The following is a 16606-nucleotide window of genomic DNA, read 5'->3' as shown; positions in this document are numbered from 1 at the left end:
GAGCTGGACCTACATTCCGTAGGTCCAGCTCATTCCGATGTCCTGAGACATCACATGGCGGTGGCGGTGGGATTTGAACCCACGGTGGAGTTACCCCCACACACGCTTTCGAGCTCTGGGACCCACCGTTCGCCGTGGTTCCCCAGAGTGATCGCGTGCTCAGGGGCTCCCGGGATGAACTGTCCCGACGCACGCCGGACCAGCGCGAACGAGACCGCGAATGAGACCACGATCTGAAACAGCGGAGCGCCCGCTGCGTCGAGAGTCCGCGGTCGGAGTTTCATCCACATGCCGAGTAGCGGACGTCGCTTCGCTCGGACTCAGCGCCTCGCCCGCAGTCGCTCCAAGGCGGCCCTGGCGTATGTGGCGTCTACAGCATTCGGCACTTCCGGGTCGTCGCTGTAACCGTCGACGAGCAACGGCCCGTCCAGAGTCGAGGGCGGAAGATTCTGCGCGTCGCGGCTGCTCAACCTGTCGAAGAACACGATCACGTTGTCGTAGAGGCCGGCCGCGATTGTGGCTGCGACCCTCCGGTCTCTCTTTGCGTTGAGCGTGATGTTCGCAAGCGTTGAAGGGCGGGTTATGCCCAGTCGAGCCCAGGTCGGGTCGTCCTCAGCCGAGTACCCCTGCGCTGCCATGGCGTGATCGTAACTTCGACCGGCGCCCGCCCTGCTGGAGGACGACAGCGAAGCTCGCTCGGTGATGCCGCGTTGGGCGCGGTCCTGCCGAGGAAGTCGTATCGGGACGTCCCTTGCGCGGTCAGTGCCTCAGGATGGGTGAGGCGCGCTGATGGAGTTGCCCTGGTGAAGGGTCATGCGGATGGCGTGTTTGCCTGTGCGCGGCTTCTCGGACATCAGCAGGTCGACGGCTAAAGCGCCCATCTCCTCGTGGGGTAGGGCGATGGAGCTGAGTGATGGCTGGAGCCAGCCGGCAAGGTCTGAGTGGTCGAACGACACGAGCGACACATCCTCTGGGATGCGCAGTCCTGCGGCGGCGAGGGCCTGGTAAGCGCCGAAGGCGAGGCGGTCGTTGGCGCAGATGAGGGCTGTGGGAGCCCGACCTTGGGCGAGGATCGTGGCGACTGCCTCGCGTCCGTTTTGCGGTTCCCAGTTGTCGGTCTCGCTGATGCCGGCCAGAGCCTGTCCGGCGTGGGCCAGTTCTTGTTTTACCCCGGCGAGCCGGTCATGCACGGCGGTGCCCACGCGTCCACCCCATTCGGGGCCGCCGCGGAAGTCCAGTGTTGGGCCGCCGATGTAATGGATGCCTTCGCCGTGGCCATGTTGCAACAGCGTTTGGGCCGCTGCCCGACCGGCCTCGACTTCGTCCGGGATGACCATCGGGACACGATCGTCGGGTGCGCAGCAGTTGAGCAGCACCAACGGGATCCCGCGGAGCACGTCGGGGATGGTCACGGCCTGGGTGAACATGGAGGCGTAGATGAATCCATCGACCCGGCGGTCCACGAGGTTCTGCAGCAGGCGCTCCTCGGTGTCCTTCTCGCCGAGAGTCTCGGCGATGAACATCACGGTGTCGTGCTTGCGGGCCTGATCGAGGGCTGCGCCGATGATGCGGTTGGCGTAGGGGGTGCTGGCCACGAACTCGGACACCAGCGCGATGGTGCCAGACTGCCCGGTGCGCAGGATCTGGGAAGTCACGTCTGGGCGGTAACCGAGGGCGGCGGCGGCCGAGCGCACCCGCGCCTGCGTCTCGTCGGAGATGCGCTGATCGGTGCGCCCAGTCAGGACGAACGAGGCCGCGGAACGGGAAACGCCCGCGACCTCCGCCACCTGGGCCAAGGTGACCCGACGGGCTCCCGCGCCGGACCGCGCACGGCTGGGTCTGGCTGACCTCTTCTTCGACGTCCCGGGCGTGGCCGCCTTTTCCACGGGATCAGTCGCGGCGTCTGACAAGGCATCACCCATGCGGTCCCCGTGCAAGTGGTCGCGCGCATCGGGAGCGGCATCGCTCGGGCGGTTCTGTCCGGTCACGTCGCTCGTCCTCTCGCTCCGGTGTGGCGGCGATGCCCACCCTAGTCGAACGTCGGATCCGACGCTATTTGCTGTTAGCGGGCTGGCTATATCGCGTTAGCCCTTGACAGTCTCTGACTGGCGCCCCTAGCCTCATGGGAGTCGCTAAACGCAGTTAGCACTGAGCCAACGGAGTCTTCAGATGTTCTCGAACCCTGCCTTCCGACGCAGCCGCCGCCGCACCTTGACGCGCGCCGCTGTCGTCGTTGCCGTCCTGCCGGTGGTGGCCCTGTCGGCGTGCTCCCGTGCCGGGACGAACCCAACAAGTAGCACCGCTGCCGGGAGTGAGCTCACGTTCGGCGCCCCAGCCGGCCCGCCCTCGTTGAACCCCGCCGTGGGCGACCCGGCCTACGGCGCGACCTACCAGTGGGCCTACGACCCGCTGGTCGTGATGCAGCCGGACGGCACCTTCGGACCGGGGCTCGCCGTCAAGTTCGGCTACGTCGCAGGCAGCAACAACAAGGTCTACGAGATGACGCTTCGAAACGGGGTGAAATTCAGCGATGGGGAAACTTTGGACGCGAAGGCCGTCAAGACCTACCTTGACTACCTGCGGGCACAGAAGACCGGGTCGCTGGCCCCGCTACTCGCCAACGTCAGCACCATCGACGCCACCGGTGCGATGACCGTTCGTATCACCCTCAAGAGCAGCGACCCGAGCCTGACGTTCAACTTCGCCCAGGCGTTCGGGGTCGGCAACATCGCCAGCCCCAAAGCGGTGGCCAACCCCAGCACGCTGGACAAGAGCACGGACGGGGCCGGCCCGTACATGCTCGACCCGGCCCAGACCGTCAGCGGCGACCACTACACGTTCGTGCCCAACCCGAACTACTGGAACAAGGACCGGCAGCACTGGAAGAAGGTGACGGTGCGGGTCATCGCCAACCCGTCGTCGATGATCCAGTCGATGCGCTCCGGTCAGGTCCAGGCCGCGCTCGGTGACCCCACCACGCTATCCGCGGCCAAGAGCGCCGGCCTTAACGTCATCGCTCCTCCGCAGGCCATGTCGGGGCTCAACCTGCTCGATCGCAATGGCACCATCAGCAAGCCGCTGGGCGATGTCCGGGTCCGGCAGGCGCTGAACTACGCCGTAGACCGTAAGGCCATCGCGAAGGCGCTCTACGGCGACGAGGCTCTCGCGTTGAGCCAGTACTCGCTCACTGGGCAAGCCGCCTACGACAAGGCGCTGAACGAGCGCTACCCCTACGACGTGGCCAAGGCCAAGCAGCTTCTCGCCGAGGCTGGGTATCCGAACGGGATCACGCTCGAGTCGATCGACACGACGGTGGCCGGCTTGGACAAGCTGATGCAGGCGATTTCCGGGCAGCTGTCCGCCGCGGGGGTGACGCTGAAGATCACGACGAAGCCGGGCGTCAATGACTATGTCATCGGGATGCTGTCGACCAAGTTCCCCACTGCGGTCATGGGCTACGGCCTGGCGAACATGGCAAGCCTGTACGCCGGGTTCATCAACCCGGCCGGGCCCTTCAACCCCTTCCACTACAAGGACGCCGAGCTCGACAAGCTGTACGCCCAGTACTACGCAGCCGACGAGGAGCAGGGCGCGGCGCTGCAGAAGCAGATCAACGCCCGCCTGGTCGAGCAGGCCTGGTCGGTCCCCGTGGTCGGGGCACCGCTGAGCTACTACACGACCAAGGGCATCACCGGCCTCGACGCCACCTCCGCCAACTCGGGCGTGCCATGGCTGACCGAGATCAGGCCGGCCGGCTGAGCGCGGACCGGACGGAGATCACCTGATGCTCAGACTCGTCGCACGGCGGCTCCTGTGGTCCGTGCCACTCGTCCTGGCCGCTGCCGCCGTATCCTTCATCGCTGTCGGTCTCCTCCCCGGTGATGCTGCCCGCTCGTTGCTGGGGCAAAACGCCACAGAGGAACAGCTGCAGCAGGCCCGTCACCAGCTCGGCCTGGACCTTCCACTGTGGGAGCAGTACTGGCACTGGCTGACCAACGCCCTGCAAGGCGACCTCGGCACTTCACTGATCAGCCGCACCCCGGTGGTCGACGAGCTGAACTCCAGGATCGGTGCCTCCCTCTCGCTGATCATCGGTGCCACGCTCTTGGCCGCTGTGGTCGGGATCGCCCTCGGTGTGCGCGGCGCCCGCCGTGGGCGCATCGGCCGACTGGTCGACACCGTGTCGGTGATCGGGTTGGCCGTGCCGGACTTCTGGCTCGGGCTCATCCTCGTCGTGGTGTTCGCCGTCGAACTGCAGCTGTTCCCCCCGAACGGCTACGTGGATCCGCTCGAAGACCCGATCGGGTGGGCCAGCTCCCTCGTCCTGCCCGTTATCACCCTTGCGGTTCCGGCCGTCGCGATCATCGCCAAACAGACCCGCGACGCCGTCGCCACGGCACTGGATCGCCCCTTCGTGCGGACCCTGCGAGCGGCCGGCATCTCCGACCGTTCGATCCTCTTCCGTCACGCACTGCGCAACGCCGCGATCCCGATCCTCACCGTCGTCGGGCTGGTGTTCGTCGGTGCCCTGAGCGGCACGGTCGCAGTGGAGTTCATCTTCGCCATCCCAGGTCTGGGCAGCACCGCCGTGCAGGCCACCGCTGCCCATGACTTCCCCCTCATCCAAGGAGTCGTCGTGTACTTCACCCTCATCGTCATCGTGGTGAACCTCGCCGTGGACCTGGCGTACGGCTACTTCAACCCCAGGGTGCGTCTGACATGACCGAGAACTCAGTCCTCAGCGAGCCAATCGCAACGCTCGTAGTGTCCGAGACGTCCGACACGCCGCACGTGACCACGGCACGACCCCACTGGGCGCGTTCGCTGCTTCGCCAGCCACGCGGGTTCACCGCGGTGACGTACCTCGCCCTGTTGGTCCTCGCGGGCCTGCTCGCCTCGAGCATCGCGCCGTTCCCGCCGGACCAGCAGAGCCTGGCAGAAGTCCTTCAGGGGCCCTCGAGCAGCCACCTTCTCGGCACCGACACCCTTGGGCGGGACGTGCTGAGCCGGCTCCTGTACGGCATCATGCCCTCGCTGCAGAACTCACTCATCGCGCTCGTCGTCTTCCTCGTCCTCGGCATCCCGGTCGGGATCATCGCCGGCTACCGCGGCGGCAGGTTCGACGCGATCGTGGGGCGAGTGACCGAACTGATGCTGGCCGTTCCCCCGATCATCCTCGTGCTGGTCGTGCTCGGTGTGTTCTCCTCCAGCCCGCCGGCAGCGATGGTCACCCTCGCAGTTTTGGCCGCACCGGGTCTCGTGCGGGTCGTTCGCGGGGCCACGCTCGCGGTTCGTGAGGAGCTGTTCGTCACCGCTGCCAAGGTGGCCGGGGTCCGCCCCGCCCGCATCATGGCGACCCACGTCCTGCGCCGCGTTCTGGGCCCGATCCTGGCTCAGGCCACCGTCTTCGCCGGGGTGACCCTGGCCGTGCAGGCCGCCCTCGCGTTCCTGGGTCTGCTCAGCTCCGACGCCCCTACTTGGGGCGGGATGATCGGCGAGGCCTCGACGGTCATCACTGAGACATCGTGGCTGTTGATCCCCCCGGGGGTCATCCTGGCCGTGACCGTCCTGGCCCTCGGGCTGCTCGGAGACACCATCAGGGACCTCACCTCCGGGGAAGCCGCTAACTCCGCTCGGCCAGGCCGCCGCTCACGCAGGGCTGCCGCGGCCCGGGCCGGCACACAGGCTGAGTCCAGGGAGGCGCTGGCGCAGGACACGAGGTCGTCGCGGGCGCCCGCGGACGAGGGAAGTCTCGGTGCGGGGAGCGATGCGTTGCTCGAGGTGCGGCACCTGGCTGTCACTACCGCCGGGTCGCAGCCGATCACGCTGGTCGACGACGCCACCTTCGTCATCCACCCCGGTGAGGTCGTCGGTGTCGTCGGAGAGTCCGGCTGTGGCAAGAGCGTCACCGCCTTGGCCGTGCTGGGTCTGCTGCCGGAGGGGCTGTCCGCGTCCGCGGGGCAGGTGATCTTCCACGGGACTGACCTGGTTGCCGGTGGGTCGGCCGCCTACCGCCCCGTCCGCGGCTCGGGCATGGGGTACGTCGCTCAAGACGCGCTCGGGAGCCTGGACCCGAGCCACACCATCGGCAGTCAGCTGATGGAAGTCATCGCCGTCCACGAGGACACCTCGAAAGCCCAGCGGCGGGCCCGGGCGATCGAGCTGCTCGAGCAGGTGAAGATCCCGGATCCGGAGCGGGTGCTGCGCATGTACCCGCATGAGATTTCCGGCGGCATGGCCCAACGCGTGAACATCGCCATCGCACTGGCCGGCCGGCCGCAGCTGCTGGTGGCCGACGAACCCACCACCGCCTTGGACGTGACCGTGCAGGGCGAGATCCTGCGGTTGCTGCGCGACCTGCAGCAGAGCACCCAGATGGCCGTGCTGCTGATCACCCACGACTGGGGTGTGATCGCCGGCATCGCGGACCGGGCGGTTGTCATGTACGCCGGTGAGGTCGTCGAACGGGCCGACGTGCAGACCCTCTTCACCCATCCCCGGTTCCCGTATACGGCAGCGCTGCTCGCCGCTGAGCCGAGCCTGGCCGCCGAAAGCTCACGCCTGCCGACCCTGCCGGGCAGGGTCCCACCGCCCGGGTCTTGGCCAACCGGATGCCGGTTCGCGAGCCGGTGCGCCTTCGCCCGCGATCAATGCACGCAGGGCCCCATCCCCCTCCTGGCCGTATCGGGCCAGTCGGACACCCGCTGCATCCGCATCGAAGAGCTTGTCAGCGAAGGAGCGATGCCGCGATGAGCACCATGGACTCCACCGACACCCCTGCCGTCGACGACACGACCATGCCCGTCCTGGAGGTGGGCAACCTTCGGGTCGGGTTCCGCCGCCGCCGCGCCGAGAACACGTTCTGGGCCCTGGACGATGTCAGCCTCACCGTGCTCCAAGGCCGCACCATGGGCCTCATCGGCGAGTCGGGCTCCGGCAAGTCGACCCTCGCCAACGCCGTCCTCGGGCTGGTCCCGGTCCAGTCCGGCACCGTCCAGCTCGACGGCAAGGACATCACCATCCTGACTGGAGCACCACGCCGGTCCCTCGGCCGGACCTTACAGGCAGTGTTCCAGGACCCGAATAGCTCCCTGAACCCCTCGTGGACCATCGGGCGGAGCCTGGCCGAACCGATGCGCGCCCAGGGCGTGCGGTCCAAGACTGAGATCCGGACACGCACCGCGCAGATGCTCGAGGATGTCGGTCTGAGCCCCGATGCGGCCGACCGGCTGCCCGGCCAGTTCTCCGGAGGACAGCGTCAACGCATCTCGATCGCCCGGGCCCTGATGACTTCACCCCGGCTCGTCATCTGCGACGAGTCCGTGAGCGCCCTGGACCTGTCCGTGCAGGCGCAGATCCTGAACCTGCTCAGCGACCTGCAGGACGAGCACGGGGTTAGCTACCTGTTCATCTCGCACGACATGTCCGTCGTGCGGCACGTCTGCCACGACGTCACCGTCCTCTACCGGGGCCAGGTCATGGAGGTCGGTCCCACCCGCCTGGTCACCGCGCATCCAGCCCACCCGTACACGCACGAGTTGCTGCTTTCCGCGCCCGTCGCCGACCCCACGATCCAACGCGCACGGCAACAGCAGCGCCAAATCGTCCACGAGGCCAAGCTGGCCCAGGCAGCCACGTCCGCGGAGGCTGACGTGGGCCACGACAGCTGTCCCTTCGTCTCGCGCTGTCCCGTCGCCCGCGACATCTGCAGTCGGCAACGTCCCGCGCTCCGGCCGCTGCCCGACGGGCGGTCCGTGGCGTGCCACCGCTACCCCGAATGGCGAAGCGAACTGCCCGACACCACCCTCCCGGGTCCTTCCCCGACCGAGGCGCACAGCCCTGATGTGACGCCCCCCGATCCCGGGACAGAGCCTCACCCTGGAGCCGTGGGCCTTCGCGTTGACCCGGCGCGGTGAGACCTGTCGAAGGGCCAGTCTGCGCCGAACCGAGCATCCCAAAACCGATCCTCCCAGGAGTGTCATGACCGTTACCGAGTACGAGGGACACGTCGCCGCAGGTTTCGGCCTCGTCGCCGACGCGTTCGCCGCCAACTTCGACCAGCGCGGCGACACCGGCGCCGCCTGCGCGGTGTACGTCGCCGGGGAACTGCTGGTTGACCTCTGGGCCGGTACCACCGACCGCAGAGGTAACACCGACCGCACCCCGTTCACGCACGACACCCGTAGCGTGCTGTTCTCGGTCAGCAAGGGGGTCACCACGATCTGCCTGCTCATGGCGGCCGAAGCAGGCCACCTCGAGCTCGACTACCCGGTCGCGCACTACTGGCCGGAGTTCGCCGCCAACGGCAAGGACACGATCACCGTCCGGCAGGTCCTCGCCCACCAGGCCGGTTTGATCGCCCCCGCGGAGCCGCTCACCGCGCAGCAGGTCCGCGACTGGACCCCCGTGACACAGGCGCTGGAGAAGCAGGCGCCGCTGTGGGCACCCGGCACCGCATACGCCTACCACGCCATGACGGTGGGATGGCTCGCCGGGGAGGTGCTGCGCCGGGCCAGCGGATCGCGGCCCAGCCAGTGGCTACGCGAGAAGATCGCAGAACCCCTCGGCCTGCATGCGAGCTTCGGAGCCCACCTGGATGACCCGGACCTGGCGCTGATCGGAGAGCCCCTGCCCACCGCGCCCGGCGCACCGCCCGTGATCGACGCTGTCGACTCGGCGATGCTCGACCGGGTGATGGGCCTGGGCGCCTTTAACGGGTTGGACCTGTTCAACGCCGTGAACCGCGCGGAGTGGCTCGAGCCGGAGATCCCCGCCGGCAACCTCGTGACCACCGCCCATGACTTGGCCAAGCTCTACGCCGCAACCGTCGGCGAGGTGGACGGGGTGCGGCTGCTGCAGCCCGGCACCGTCCGCGACGCCCGGCTCCCACTCTCGGTCGGCGCACCGTACGTCGGTGTGGACGAGGGGAACCGGTGGGGAACTGGCTTCATGATCGACTCCCCCCGCCGGGGCATGACGGGCGCCGGAAGCTTCGGCCACGACGGCGCCGGTGGCCAGCTGGGGTTCGCCAACCTGGAGCAGCAGCTCTCCTTCGGGTACCAAACCCTTCGCCCCGGCGGCGTACCGGACGACCGCGCCGAAGCGCTCTGCCGTGCCCTGCGCGCCTGCCTGTAACCAGCGTTCAACTCCGTAGCGCAGCGTCCAACAGTTCGCGTGCCTACCGACACAAAGTAAAGGACACACCACCATGCCTCTCGACCCGTTCCTCGAGCCGCTCGTCGCCAACCTCCCGCCCGTCCCCGAGCAGATCGATGACTTCCCCGCCTTCCGCGCCCAGGACGCCGCAGGCGCCGCTGTGATGGTCGAGCAGTTCACCGAGCCCGGTCCGCCGGTGCGGTCCCGTCGCACCGTGACCATCCCCGTCGACGGCGGGACCATCGACCTCAAGATCTTTCACCCCGAAGGCGACGGGCCGCACCCGGCTCACCTCTACATCCACGGCGGAGGCTGGATCGCGGGCACCATCCACACCCCGTACATCGACATCACCTGCCAGGAACGCTGCGCCGGCGCGGACTGCGTCGTGGTGGCCGTCGAGTACCGCAAAGCCCCGGAACACCAGTTTCCCACCGGGCTCAACGACTGCCAGGCGGCGCTGATGTGGATGTTCGATCACGCCGACGAGCTCGGGATCCAGGTCGATCGGGTCAGCGTCGGTGGCGGATCCGCCGGCGCCAACCTCGCGGCCGCCCTGTGCCTCAAACTGCGAGACGAAAACGGCCCCAAGCTGGCTCTACAGCTGCTCGAGGTCCCTGCCCTCGACCTCACCCTCGCCAGCCCATCGATGCACCGGAACGCCACCGGATACGGCCTCGACCTGACCACCATCGAACAACTGCTGCCGTACTACCTGCCAGCCCCCGAGGACGCCACCCACCCCTACGTCTCGCCGCTTTTGGCCAGCGATCTATCCGGTCTGCCGCCGGCGTACATCATGTCCGCCGAGTACGACCCGCTCTGCGATGACGGCCAGCGGTACGCCGACCGGCTCAACGCGGCCGGGGTCAAGGCGACGTACTCGCTGCAGGAAGGGCACATCCACGTCTCGTCCGCGCTCACAAAGGTGATGCCTTCCGCCCGTGACTGGCGCACCGAGATGATCGCCGCACTGAACAACGCGAACGCCGGTTTGTCCCAGTAGTGCAGGCGGTGATCAGACGCCCCAGGCGGTCATGCCTCTGCCGAGTCAGTGCCTGCCTGGGGCCCAGGTGTGGGGGCCGGGTTTTCTTCGCTCTTGCTCAGCTGGCGCCGCGCGTCTAAGGAAACGCCGAGGAGGGGGTCGAGCTGCCGCGGGGAGAGTCGACGGGGAAATCTGGCGACGTCGGCGATTACGTCCGATAACAGTTCGATCTGGCCGAGCAGCTGATTGTCGACGAGCTCCCCACCGCACTCGGGTGGGAAACGCAGGTACCGGATTTGTCCGTAGGGCGACAACCACAGGACCATCGACGCGGCAAAGCCGACCCACCACATCAGAAGTTGGGTCACGAGAACATCCTCTATTGCCGCCGTGAGCTACTCGAGAAGTGGCACGTCGAGGTCGTATGCCAAGACGACAGCTAGCGTGCATCCCACGATGGGATTCACTGCAGTAAAGCTCGGGAGGCGTTTCGCTTTACGGGAATGACATGGCGTTCTGCGACTGGCCAGCCGACGGGCTCTCTGGCCCGGAGACGAAGGTGCTGGACATCCGCACCCAAGCGACGATTCTCGCCGTCCCCGCCTGCGGGGGCAGCCTGGGCCCGAGCGGCCTCGCGTGGGAGGACACCAACAGTGGTTTGCTCAAGGTGTCGCCCCTCCCGGACCAGCACTTGAAGCCCCGACATGAAGGAAATCCATTCGCGTCGGCTTCCTTCGATGCCAATGTCGGAGCGAGCAAGCCCTGGCAGGGCGAGTGGGTATTCACGGAACCACTCACGGTGTGCTCCGCGGACATTCGGAACGGTACCGGGTCCATCGTCCGGACCCTCCCGTGCGACGACCGGTACACAAAGTTGGGAGAAGCCGTCATAGCCTGGGACGGAAAAGACTCCACCGGAAGGACCGTTCCAAGCGCCAGCTACACCTGGACTCTGACCGCCGGTGACGCGGACGGCGCCGCCGTAGACACAGACGGCACCTCAGCCCTGTCATCGGGCAAAATCTCGGTCAAAGGGGTAGATCCACTTTCCCTGACTGCGACGCCGACGCCTACCATCACCGGAACCGCGAAGGTGGGCTACCGGCTGATGGCCAACCCCGGCACCTGGGGCCCGGCCCCGGTGACTCTGTCCTACCAGTGGTACCGCTCGGGCGTGGCCATCACCGGAGCAACCGGGTCCAGCTATCTGCTGACCGCCAGCGACCGGACCAAGGCGATGACTGTCAAGGTGACCGGGTCGAAAGCCGGATACACCACCGTCGCCCGGACCTCGGCCGCCACGACCGCTGTCGCGACCGGCACTCTGACTGCGACGCCGACGCCTACCATCACCGGAACCGCGAAGGTGGGCTACCGGCTGACGGCCAACCCCGGCACCTGTGGCCCGGCCCCGGTGACTCTGTCCTACCAGTGGTACCGCTCGGGCGTGGCCATCACCGGAGCAACCGGGTCCAGCAATCTGCTGACCGCCAGCGACCGGACCAAGGCGATGACCGTCAAGGTGACCGGGTCGAAAGCCGGATACACCACCGTCGCCCGGGCCTCGGCCGCCACGACCAGCGTCCAGTAGACGAGGCCATGCTTGGGCGCAGTGCGTCCCTCTCGGTGACCCTCCCGAGATACGAACGTCAACGTCCGGTCTTGCCGCGCTCAGGACGTGGCGCGTCAGCTATCGAGAGGCCTACTTCCGTCAACCGGGTCGAAGTTTGCCAGGAAGCGCTCGACCACAGACCGGTCGTTTGCCCATAGTCCGTCGTGGCGTAGGGACTTGGTGACATCGACGTGCAGGGTCGTGACCTCGCGATCAAGCTCCGCTACGAGTCGGGAGGAGAAGGCGGCCGGGTGAAGGTCCCAGTCGAGTACGCCTTCGCCCATGCGCGCGGTCCGGCCGTAGATGTAGGCGGGCTCGAACGACCGGTAGAACCGCCACAGCTGCGGCATCCATCCGGAGGTCTGCACGGCGAACCCATGCAAGACGTAGTCGGGGTTCGGCGCCTTCTCCGGGAGGGAGCTGGTGTAGACGATCTCCTCCGCGCCCGAGGGCCCCGGCCGTGCAGGCGCGGGCGGCTGTCGGCGGAAGGGAACGGACGTCGTCTCATTCGGCTGCTGCAACGCTGGCCTCTTTCGTCTCTGAATCGGCGTGCAACGAGCGTAGGGCTCGGCGGCGGCGACGCCCTGTCATGCCGCTGGGCGGGGATCAGCGTCGCTGCTGTCGCAGGCCGATTCCACCGGCGGCCGCCACCGCGACCCCAAGCGCGAGTACTACGTAACCTGGCCCCGGGGCGGGGATCATGATTACGCCGACGACGATCAGAACGAGACCGGCGACGAGCAGTGCCTGCAGCATGACGGCACCTTCTCACGTCCCAGTGAGAAAGTCCGGACATGCCGCTCCGCGGGCGACAGCGACCGGCCACCATGCCATTCTCCGCGTGCTTCGCGGCCATAGGGGCAAGGGACTGACAAGATTCATCGAGTGAGGTGGCGCAAGAGCAAGACGGCGAAATGGGTTGCGGAGGAGCTCGAAGGTCCCCTTCGAGCTTGGCTCAACGAGGGAAACGATCAAGCGCAGCGAGCCTTGCAGTTCAACCGTGCCTGGGGCATCGAGGATGCCGACACCTTCTCCTTCGATCAGGACAAGGAGCGGCTCACGTTCACCTTCCCCGACCGCGTCGTCGACACGCCGTTCCAGTTCTTGGGCAGCTACAACTCGAACTCAGGCACGTGGATGTGGGCGTGGGCCATCGACAGCATCGAACCGCGACTCAAGATCGACTCTCTAGCCCTGCGTGAAGTGGGCGAGCTTCGCAACTCTCCGCTGCTGACGGAGCGAATCGTGGAGGTCTCTCGCGAGGATGCCGATTGTCTCGCACTGCTCGCTGTTCGCCGGAGCCGCTTCGATGCGATCTACAAAGCCCCCGATGGACCGCAGGTCTCCTATCTCAGTTTCGGATCGCCGATTCTGCCTTGATCTTGGCTCGTCCGACTTTGCCGCCGTCAGTCCTGACCAAACCGTTGCTGGGCAGCTTGACGCGAGATGTTTAGCGCAGCACCGATCACGGTCCATGAGTCGCCCGCTGCACGGGCCGCACGAACCGCCTCCCGCAACTCCTGCTCGGCGTCCGCCAACTGAATCCTGGCGGCGATGATGCGGCGGAAAGACGCGGCATCGCGGGCCGGGTGAGTCGACGGGTCGAGCTGATCCAAACCGGTGCGGTCGTGGTTGGTCTTCAGGGTTGCCATGTCATTCACCTCATCTCAGATAGTCGAAGAACTTGGGTCGTAGCCGGTCGGCGTGGATGATCCGGGTGGGTTCTCCGGCTGGAACGGCGACAAGCTCGAGCATCCGACCGTGTTGGTCCAGGCCGATCACTAGAAGACGGTCCTCGCCGCCGTACTCGTACTCGACTAGCCGGATGGCGTTGGTCCATGCATGTCCGATGGCGGCTTCGTCGATCCCGTGCTTCAGGGCCGACTCCGTCACCTCCACAGCGTCAAGGATAGGTTGACGCGCCACGACATGTCAAGCATGGCTTGACGCACGGACACCCCACGATGGGCACAGTTCCGGACGTTGCGTGGAAGGGCAGGCTCGGGCCACGCTCGTGGATGAGCACCTACGAGAACGTTCTAGTCCCGATCCCGCTGCCACCCGAGTCCGACTCGCTCAGGCGCGCAACCGCTGCGTACCTGGCCCGGTTCAAGGGCCAGTCGCGTGTTCATACCGAATCGGATCTTCGCGCGTACCTGACGTGGTGCGGCAGCCACAGCCTGGACCCGCTCACTGCGCAACGACCCCACCTCGAGCTCTACATCCGCTGGATGCAGGAAGCCCGCCGCTATAAGCCCTCAACCGTGAGTCGGCGCATCGCCGTCGTCGCCGGGTTCTACCGCACCTGTGTCATCGACGAGGTCTTGGCGCACTCTCCGGCCGAGCACGTCCGGCGTCCGAACGTGCCCGCCGAGTCACCCACGCTCGGGCTGACCCATCTGCAGTTCGAAGCGATGCTCGCGACCGCCCGTGCGTCAGCGAACTGCAACGACTTCGCCCTGGTCGCGATGCTCGGGCTTCTCGGGCTGCGGATCTTCGAAGCCTGTGGAGCCGACGTCGAGGACCTTGGCGAGGAACACGGCCACCGGGTCCTGCGCGTCACCGGCAAAGGCGGCAAGGTCGTCCTGACGCCGCTGCCGCCGGCAGTGGCCCGCGCCATCGATCGCGCTGTCGATGGACGCGCCTCGGGCCCGATCCTGCGGACCGGCCGCGGCACCCGGATGGACCGGCACTGTGCCACTCGACGCCTGCACCACCTCGCCACGATCGGCGGTGTGCACGCCGCACGGATGCACCCGCACATGCTGCGCCACACGTTCGTCACGACCATGCTCGACGCCGGCGTTGACCTCCGCGACGTCCAGATCGCCGCCCGGCACGCCGACCCGCGCACCACCATGCGTTACGACCGGGCCCGGAAGAACCTCGATCGTCACCCCAACTACATCCTCGCCGCCTACATGGCCTCAGGGACGTGAGCCAGCGCCCGGCTCCGGGCAACATCGGATTCTCGGCGCACTAGCCTGAAGAAATGACGGCGAAGTCAGAACGTCAGGCAGCGCGCCAGACCATCGCCGCCTACCACCAGGAGCAACTGGGTCAGCTGCTCACACACGTCAGCGACGCGCTCGAGGACTTCCACGCCGGTCAGCTCGATGCGTTCGGCGTCGACCGGGCCCTCTTCCAGTACTCCAGTGCAGCCAAGGAGCTATGGAAGTTCTGCAACCTCGACGACGTCGAGTTCGCCGCCAGCCTCGTGCACCAATCCAGCCCTATCGACTGGTGGCAGCACGGCGCCCTCAAGCACCCCTGACCATTCAGCACGGGCTTCCGCCACGGCGTCGCGACGTCCGGAAATGCCGCCCGGCAGACGTTCAGGACGTGCCGCCCGGAGGATGCAGGCACTGGCCACGCTGGCGTCAGGCGCACAGAACCATGACGAAGCGCTATGAATGGGTCGCAAGTGCTGCCCCTTGGCCTTTTGGGGCATCCATTCGAGACCGTGCTCCGCCTGCGTCCGGCGAGAAAGAGGGGCTGATGACCATGACCGCGAAGAAGCCGCGCAGCAAGCAGCTCAACCTGCGCGTGACGTTCGAGGCCGAGGAGTTCCTGCAGGCCGTCGCCCGGGAGCGGGGCCTGATGGGTGGTCCGGGGCTGCGCCCGGACCAGCCGAACGTCTCGGCGGCCGTGCGCTTCCTGATGGGCAAGGCCGACGAGCGCTACAAGCCGCTGGACCTCACGCTCGACTGGGATCGCTCCGGTGGTGACGCATGAGCGCGGCCGCGCGCGGACGGTCCACATCTGGCCCGACCTCAACTCAGCGCGTGCAGGCCTTCGCCTTCAACCCATCCCGTCTGCGACGACCTTCCGATACGGGGATGCCCGCGGGACGCCTGCAAGGACGCACGGACACGCTGCGGATGGGTCCTCCGCCCAATTAAGAGTCTCCTAGCGCCCTGACGGCTGTTGCCGTGCCCTGAGCTTGCGTGGCGACCTCCACACAAGAGTGCGGCGTGCCCGCGAAGGGCGGTCTCCACTTCGCATAACCTTCCCGGGACTTCACGGGAGCGGCCCCGCGCTCAGGCGCCGGTGATTTGCCGGCTGACGACCGCGCCCATGACGTCCACGACGAGGTCACGGCCGGCGCCGGCGAGACCGTCGCGGAGCTTGACCCAGCGGCTGCGCTCGGCGTCGTCGGTAGATTCTCGATGCGCTCGTCGACGACCGCGATGGCGCGCTCGGCCAGCGACTCAGCGCTGGGCCACTGGCCGGTGGCTCGCCGAGCGGCCGAGGTGCACGCCGCGACGACCCCTGAGACGCGGAGGTCAGCACGGTCGTCCCAGCCGACGTCGAGGAAGTCCTCCTCCAGCGCCTCGAGGGCCTTCATCACATGCTGCCGGTCAATCCCGGTGCGCGCGGCGATTTCCGAGTCACTCACTGGCGGTCGCGATTCCTCAAGGAGGGCGACAGCGGCTTCAAGGACGGGCATATCGCGGCTAAACCACGTGTCATCGAGCATGTTCGTGATCGTGCCGCATTTGGCTGCCCAAATGCTCTAAGGGTGTGAGACACCCCGTGAGAATGCCTCTCACGCAGGGGGTCGCCAGCGTGGCGTAAACACGCGCATCTGCCGCGCGGAGGTCGTTGGTCCGACCACGCCGCGGTCCCGCTGGGCATACTTGGCCGGTACCGCGTATTGGAGCCAGTCCTTGGCTCTGCCCGACCACCCGCGATGTCCGCAGGAGACGCATTGACGGAAAATGACGGCTCTCGGGCTCAGCTCTGCGATGGCGAGCGGGACTCGGACGACTTGGTGCCGCTTCCCGGGATCTCAGTGGCGAGATGGTCGAGTCTGCGTATTCCGGCGGGCGCCCTTGTCATAAGCATCGGCA

At 67.1% G+C, this 16606-nt stretch carries 19 protein-coding genes; 11 read left to right on the top strand and 8 right to left on the bottom strand.

Translation table 11 applies throughout. From position 1 onward, the window contains the following. Positions 1-320: 320 nt before the first annotated feature. Both NR112_RS21370 and NR112_RS21365 read right to left on the bottom strand, forming a co-directional pair. Complete coding sequence (locus tag NR112_RS21370) at positions 321-638, bottom strand: hypothetical protein (protein WP_256796292.1); 318 nt, start codon at positions 636-638, stop codon at positions 321-323. A gap of 129 nt (positions 639-767) precedes the next feature. Further along, positions 768-1988 carry a LacI family DNA-binding transcriptional regulator gene (locus NR112_RS21365; protein ID WP_256796291.1) on the bottom strand — a complete coding sequence of 407 codons (1221 nt, stop codon included), beginning with the start codon at positions 1986-1988 and terminating at the stop codon, positions 768-770. A 373-nt stretch (positions 1989-2361) separates the two neighbouring features. Here NR112_RS21365 and NR112_RS21360 point away from each other — a divergent pair, with 373 nt between their 5' ends. From NR112_RS21360 to NR112_RS21335, 6 genes are all read left to right on the top strand, one after another. Next, positions 2362-3759, top strand: coding sequence for an ABC transporter substrate-binding protein (locus tag NR112_RS21360; protein ID WP_256796290.1), 1398 nt, complete (start codon positions 2362-2364; stop codon positions 3757-3759). A gap of 25 nt (positions 3760-3784) precedes the next feature. Next, positions 3785-4723, top strand: a complete 939-nt coding sequence (locus NR112_RS21355; protein ID WP_256796289.1) for an ABC transporter permease — start codon at positions 3785-3787, stop codon at positions 4721-4723. Beyond that, complete coding sequence (locus NR112_RS21350) at positions 4720-6753, top strand: dipeptide/oligopeptide/nickel ABC transporter permease/ATP-binding protein (protein WP_256796288.1); 2034 nt, start codon at positions 4720-4722, stop codon at positions 6751-6753. The genes NR112_RS21355 and NR112_RS21350 overlap by 4 nt, the downstream gene beginning before the upstream one ends. Then, complete coding sequence (locus tag NR112_RS21345; RefSeq protein ID WP_256796287.1) at positions 6750-7916, top strand: ABC transporter ATP-binding protein; 1167 nt, start codon at positions 6750-6752, stop codon at positions 7914-7916. Before NR112_RS21350 ends, NR112_RS21345 begins: the two co-directional genes overlap by 4 nt. Before the next feature lie 64 nt (positions 7917-7980). Continuing rightward, entirely contained in the window at positions 7981-9135 is a 1155-nt protein-coding gene (locus tag NR112_RS21340) for a serine hydrolase (protein WP_256796286.1), read from the top strand. Positions 9136-9208: 73 nt separating this feature from the next. Beyond that, positions 9209-10162, top strand: a complete 954-nt coding sequence (locus NR112_RS21335; protein ID WP_256796285.1) for an alpha/beta hydrolase — start codon at positions 9209-9211, stop codon at positions 10160-10162. A gap of 29 nt (positions 10163-10191) precedes the next feature. On the opposite strand, the gene NR112_RS21330 is transcribed toward NR112_RS21335, so the two are convergent. Continuing rightward, positions 10192-10509 carry a hypothetical protein gene (locus tag NR112_RS21330; RefSeq protein ID WP_256796284.1) on the bottom strand — a complete coding sequence of 106 codons (318 nt, stop codon included), beginning with the start codon at positions 10507-10509 and terminating at the stop codon, positions 10192-10194. A 140-nt stretch (positions 10510-10649) separates the two neighbouring features. On the opposite strand from NR112_RS21330, the gene NR112_RS21325 reads away from it, so the two are divergent. Then, on the top strand, positions 10650-11732 hold the full coding sequence (locus NR112_RS21325; RefSeq protein ID WP_256796283.1) for a FlgD immunoglobulin-like domain containing protein: 1083 nt from the start codon (positions 10650-10652) through the stop codon (positions 11730-11732). Positions 11733-11827: 95 nt separating this feature from the next. On the opposite strand, the gene NR112_RS21320 is transcribed toward NR112_RS21325, so the two are convergent. After that, entirely contained in the window at positions 11828-12274 is a 447-nt protein-coding gene (locus tag NR112_RS21320) for a hypothetical protein (protein ID WP_256796282.1), read from the bottom strand. Between the two features lie 85 nt (positions 12275-12359). Then, entirely contained in the window at positions 12360-12509 is a 150-nt protein-coding gene (locus NR112_RS21315; protein WP_256796281.1) for a PGPGW domain-containing protein, read from the bottom strand. A 129-nt stretch (positions 12510-12638) separates the two neighbouring features. Between NR112_RS21315 and NR112_RS21310 the strand changes: the two genes are divergently transcribed. After that, entirely contained in the window at positions 12639-13133 is a 495-nt protein-coding gene (locus NR112_RS21310) for a DUF6882 domain-containing protein (RefSeq protein ID WP_256796280.1), read from the top strand. A 26-nt stretch (positions 13134-13159) separates the two neighbouring features. Here NR112_RS21310 and NR112_RS21305 read toward each other — a convergent pair whose 3' ends face one another. Both NR112_RS21305 and NR112_RS21300 read right to left on the bottom strand, forming a co-directional pair. After that, on the bottom strand, positions 13160-13405 hold the full coding sequence (locus NR112_RS21305) for a hypothetical protein (protein ID WP_256796279.1): 246 nt from the start codon (positions 13403-13405) through the stop codon (positions 13160-13162). 10 nt (positions 13406-13415) lie between these two features. Next, positions 13416-13652 (bottom strand): hypothetical protein, encoded by a 237-nt coding sequence (locus NR112_RS21300; RefSeq protein WP_256796278.1) that lies wholly within the window; start codon positions 13650-13652, stop codon positions 13416-13418. A gap of 119 nt (positions 13653-13771) precedes the next feature. Here NR112_RS21300 and NR112_RS21295 point away from each other — a divergent pair, with 119 nt between their 5' ends. The 3 genes from NR112_RS21295 to NR112_RS21285 all read left to right on the top strand — a co-directional run bounded on the left by NR112_RS21295 (position 13772) and on the right by NR112_RS21285 (position 15488). After that, the gene (locus NR112_RS21295) at positions 13772-14692 is read left to right on the top strand and encodes a tyrosine-type recombinase/integrase (protein ID WP_256796277.1); all 921 of its coding nucleotides are present in this window, start codon (positions 13772-13774) and stop codon (positions 14690-14692) included. 53 nt (positions 14693-14745) lie between these two features. Further along, positions 14746-15027 (top strand): hypothetical protein, encoded by a 282-nt coding sequence (locus tag NR112_RS21290; protein ID WP_256796276.1) that lies wholly within the window; start codon positions 14746-14748, stop codon positions 15025-15027. 224 nt (positions 15028-15251) lie between these two features. Next, complete coding sequence (locus tag NR112_RS21285; RefSeq protein ID WP_256796275.1) at positions 15252-15488, top strand: hypothetical protein; 237 nt, start codon at positions 15252-15254, stop codon at positions 15486-15488. Between the two features lie 163 nt (positions 15489-15651). Here the strand turns inward: NR112_RS21285 and NR112_RS21280 are convergent, their stop codons facing one another. Continuing rightward, positions 15652-16233 carry a helix-turn-helix domain-containing protein gene (locus NR112_RS21280; protein WP_256796274.1) on the bottom strand — a complete coding sequence of 194 codons (582 nt, stop codon included), beginning with the start codon at positions 16231-16233 and terminating at the stop codon, positions 15652-15654. Positions 16234-16606 lie beyond the last annotated feature (373 nt).

This window comes from Terrabacter sp. Ter38, assembly GCF_024519435.1.
GTDB lineage: Bacteria > Actinomycetota > Actinomycetes > Actinomycetales > Dermatophilaceae > Terrabacter.
This window is presented reverse-complemented; position numbering and strand designations above follow the sequence as displayed.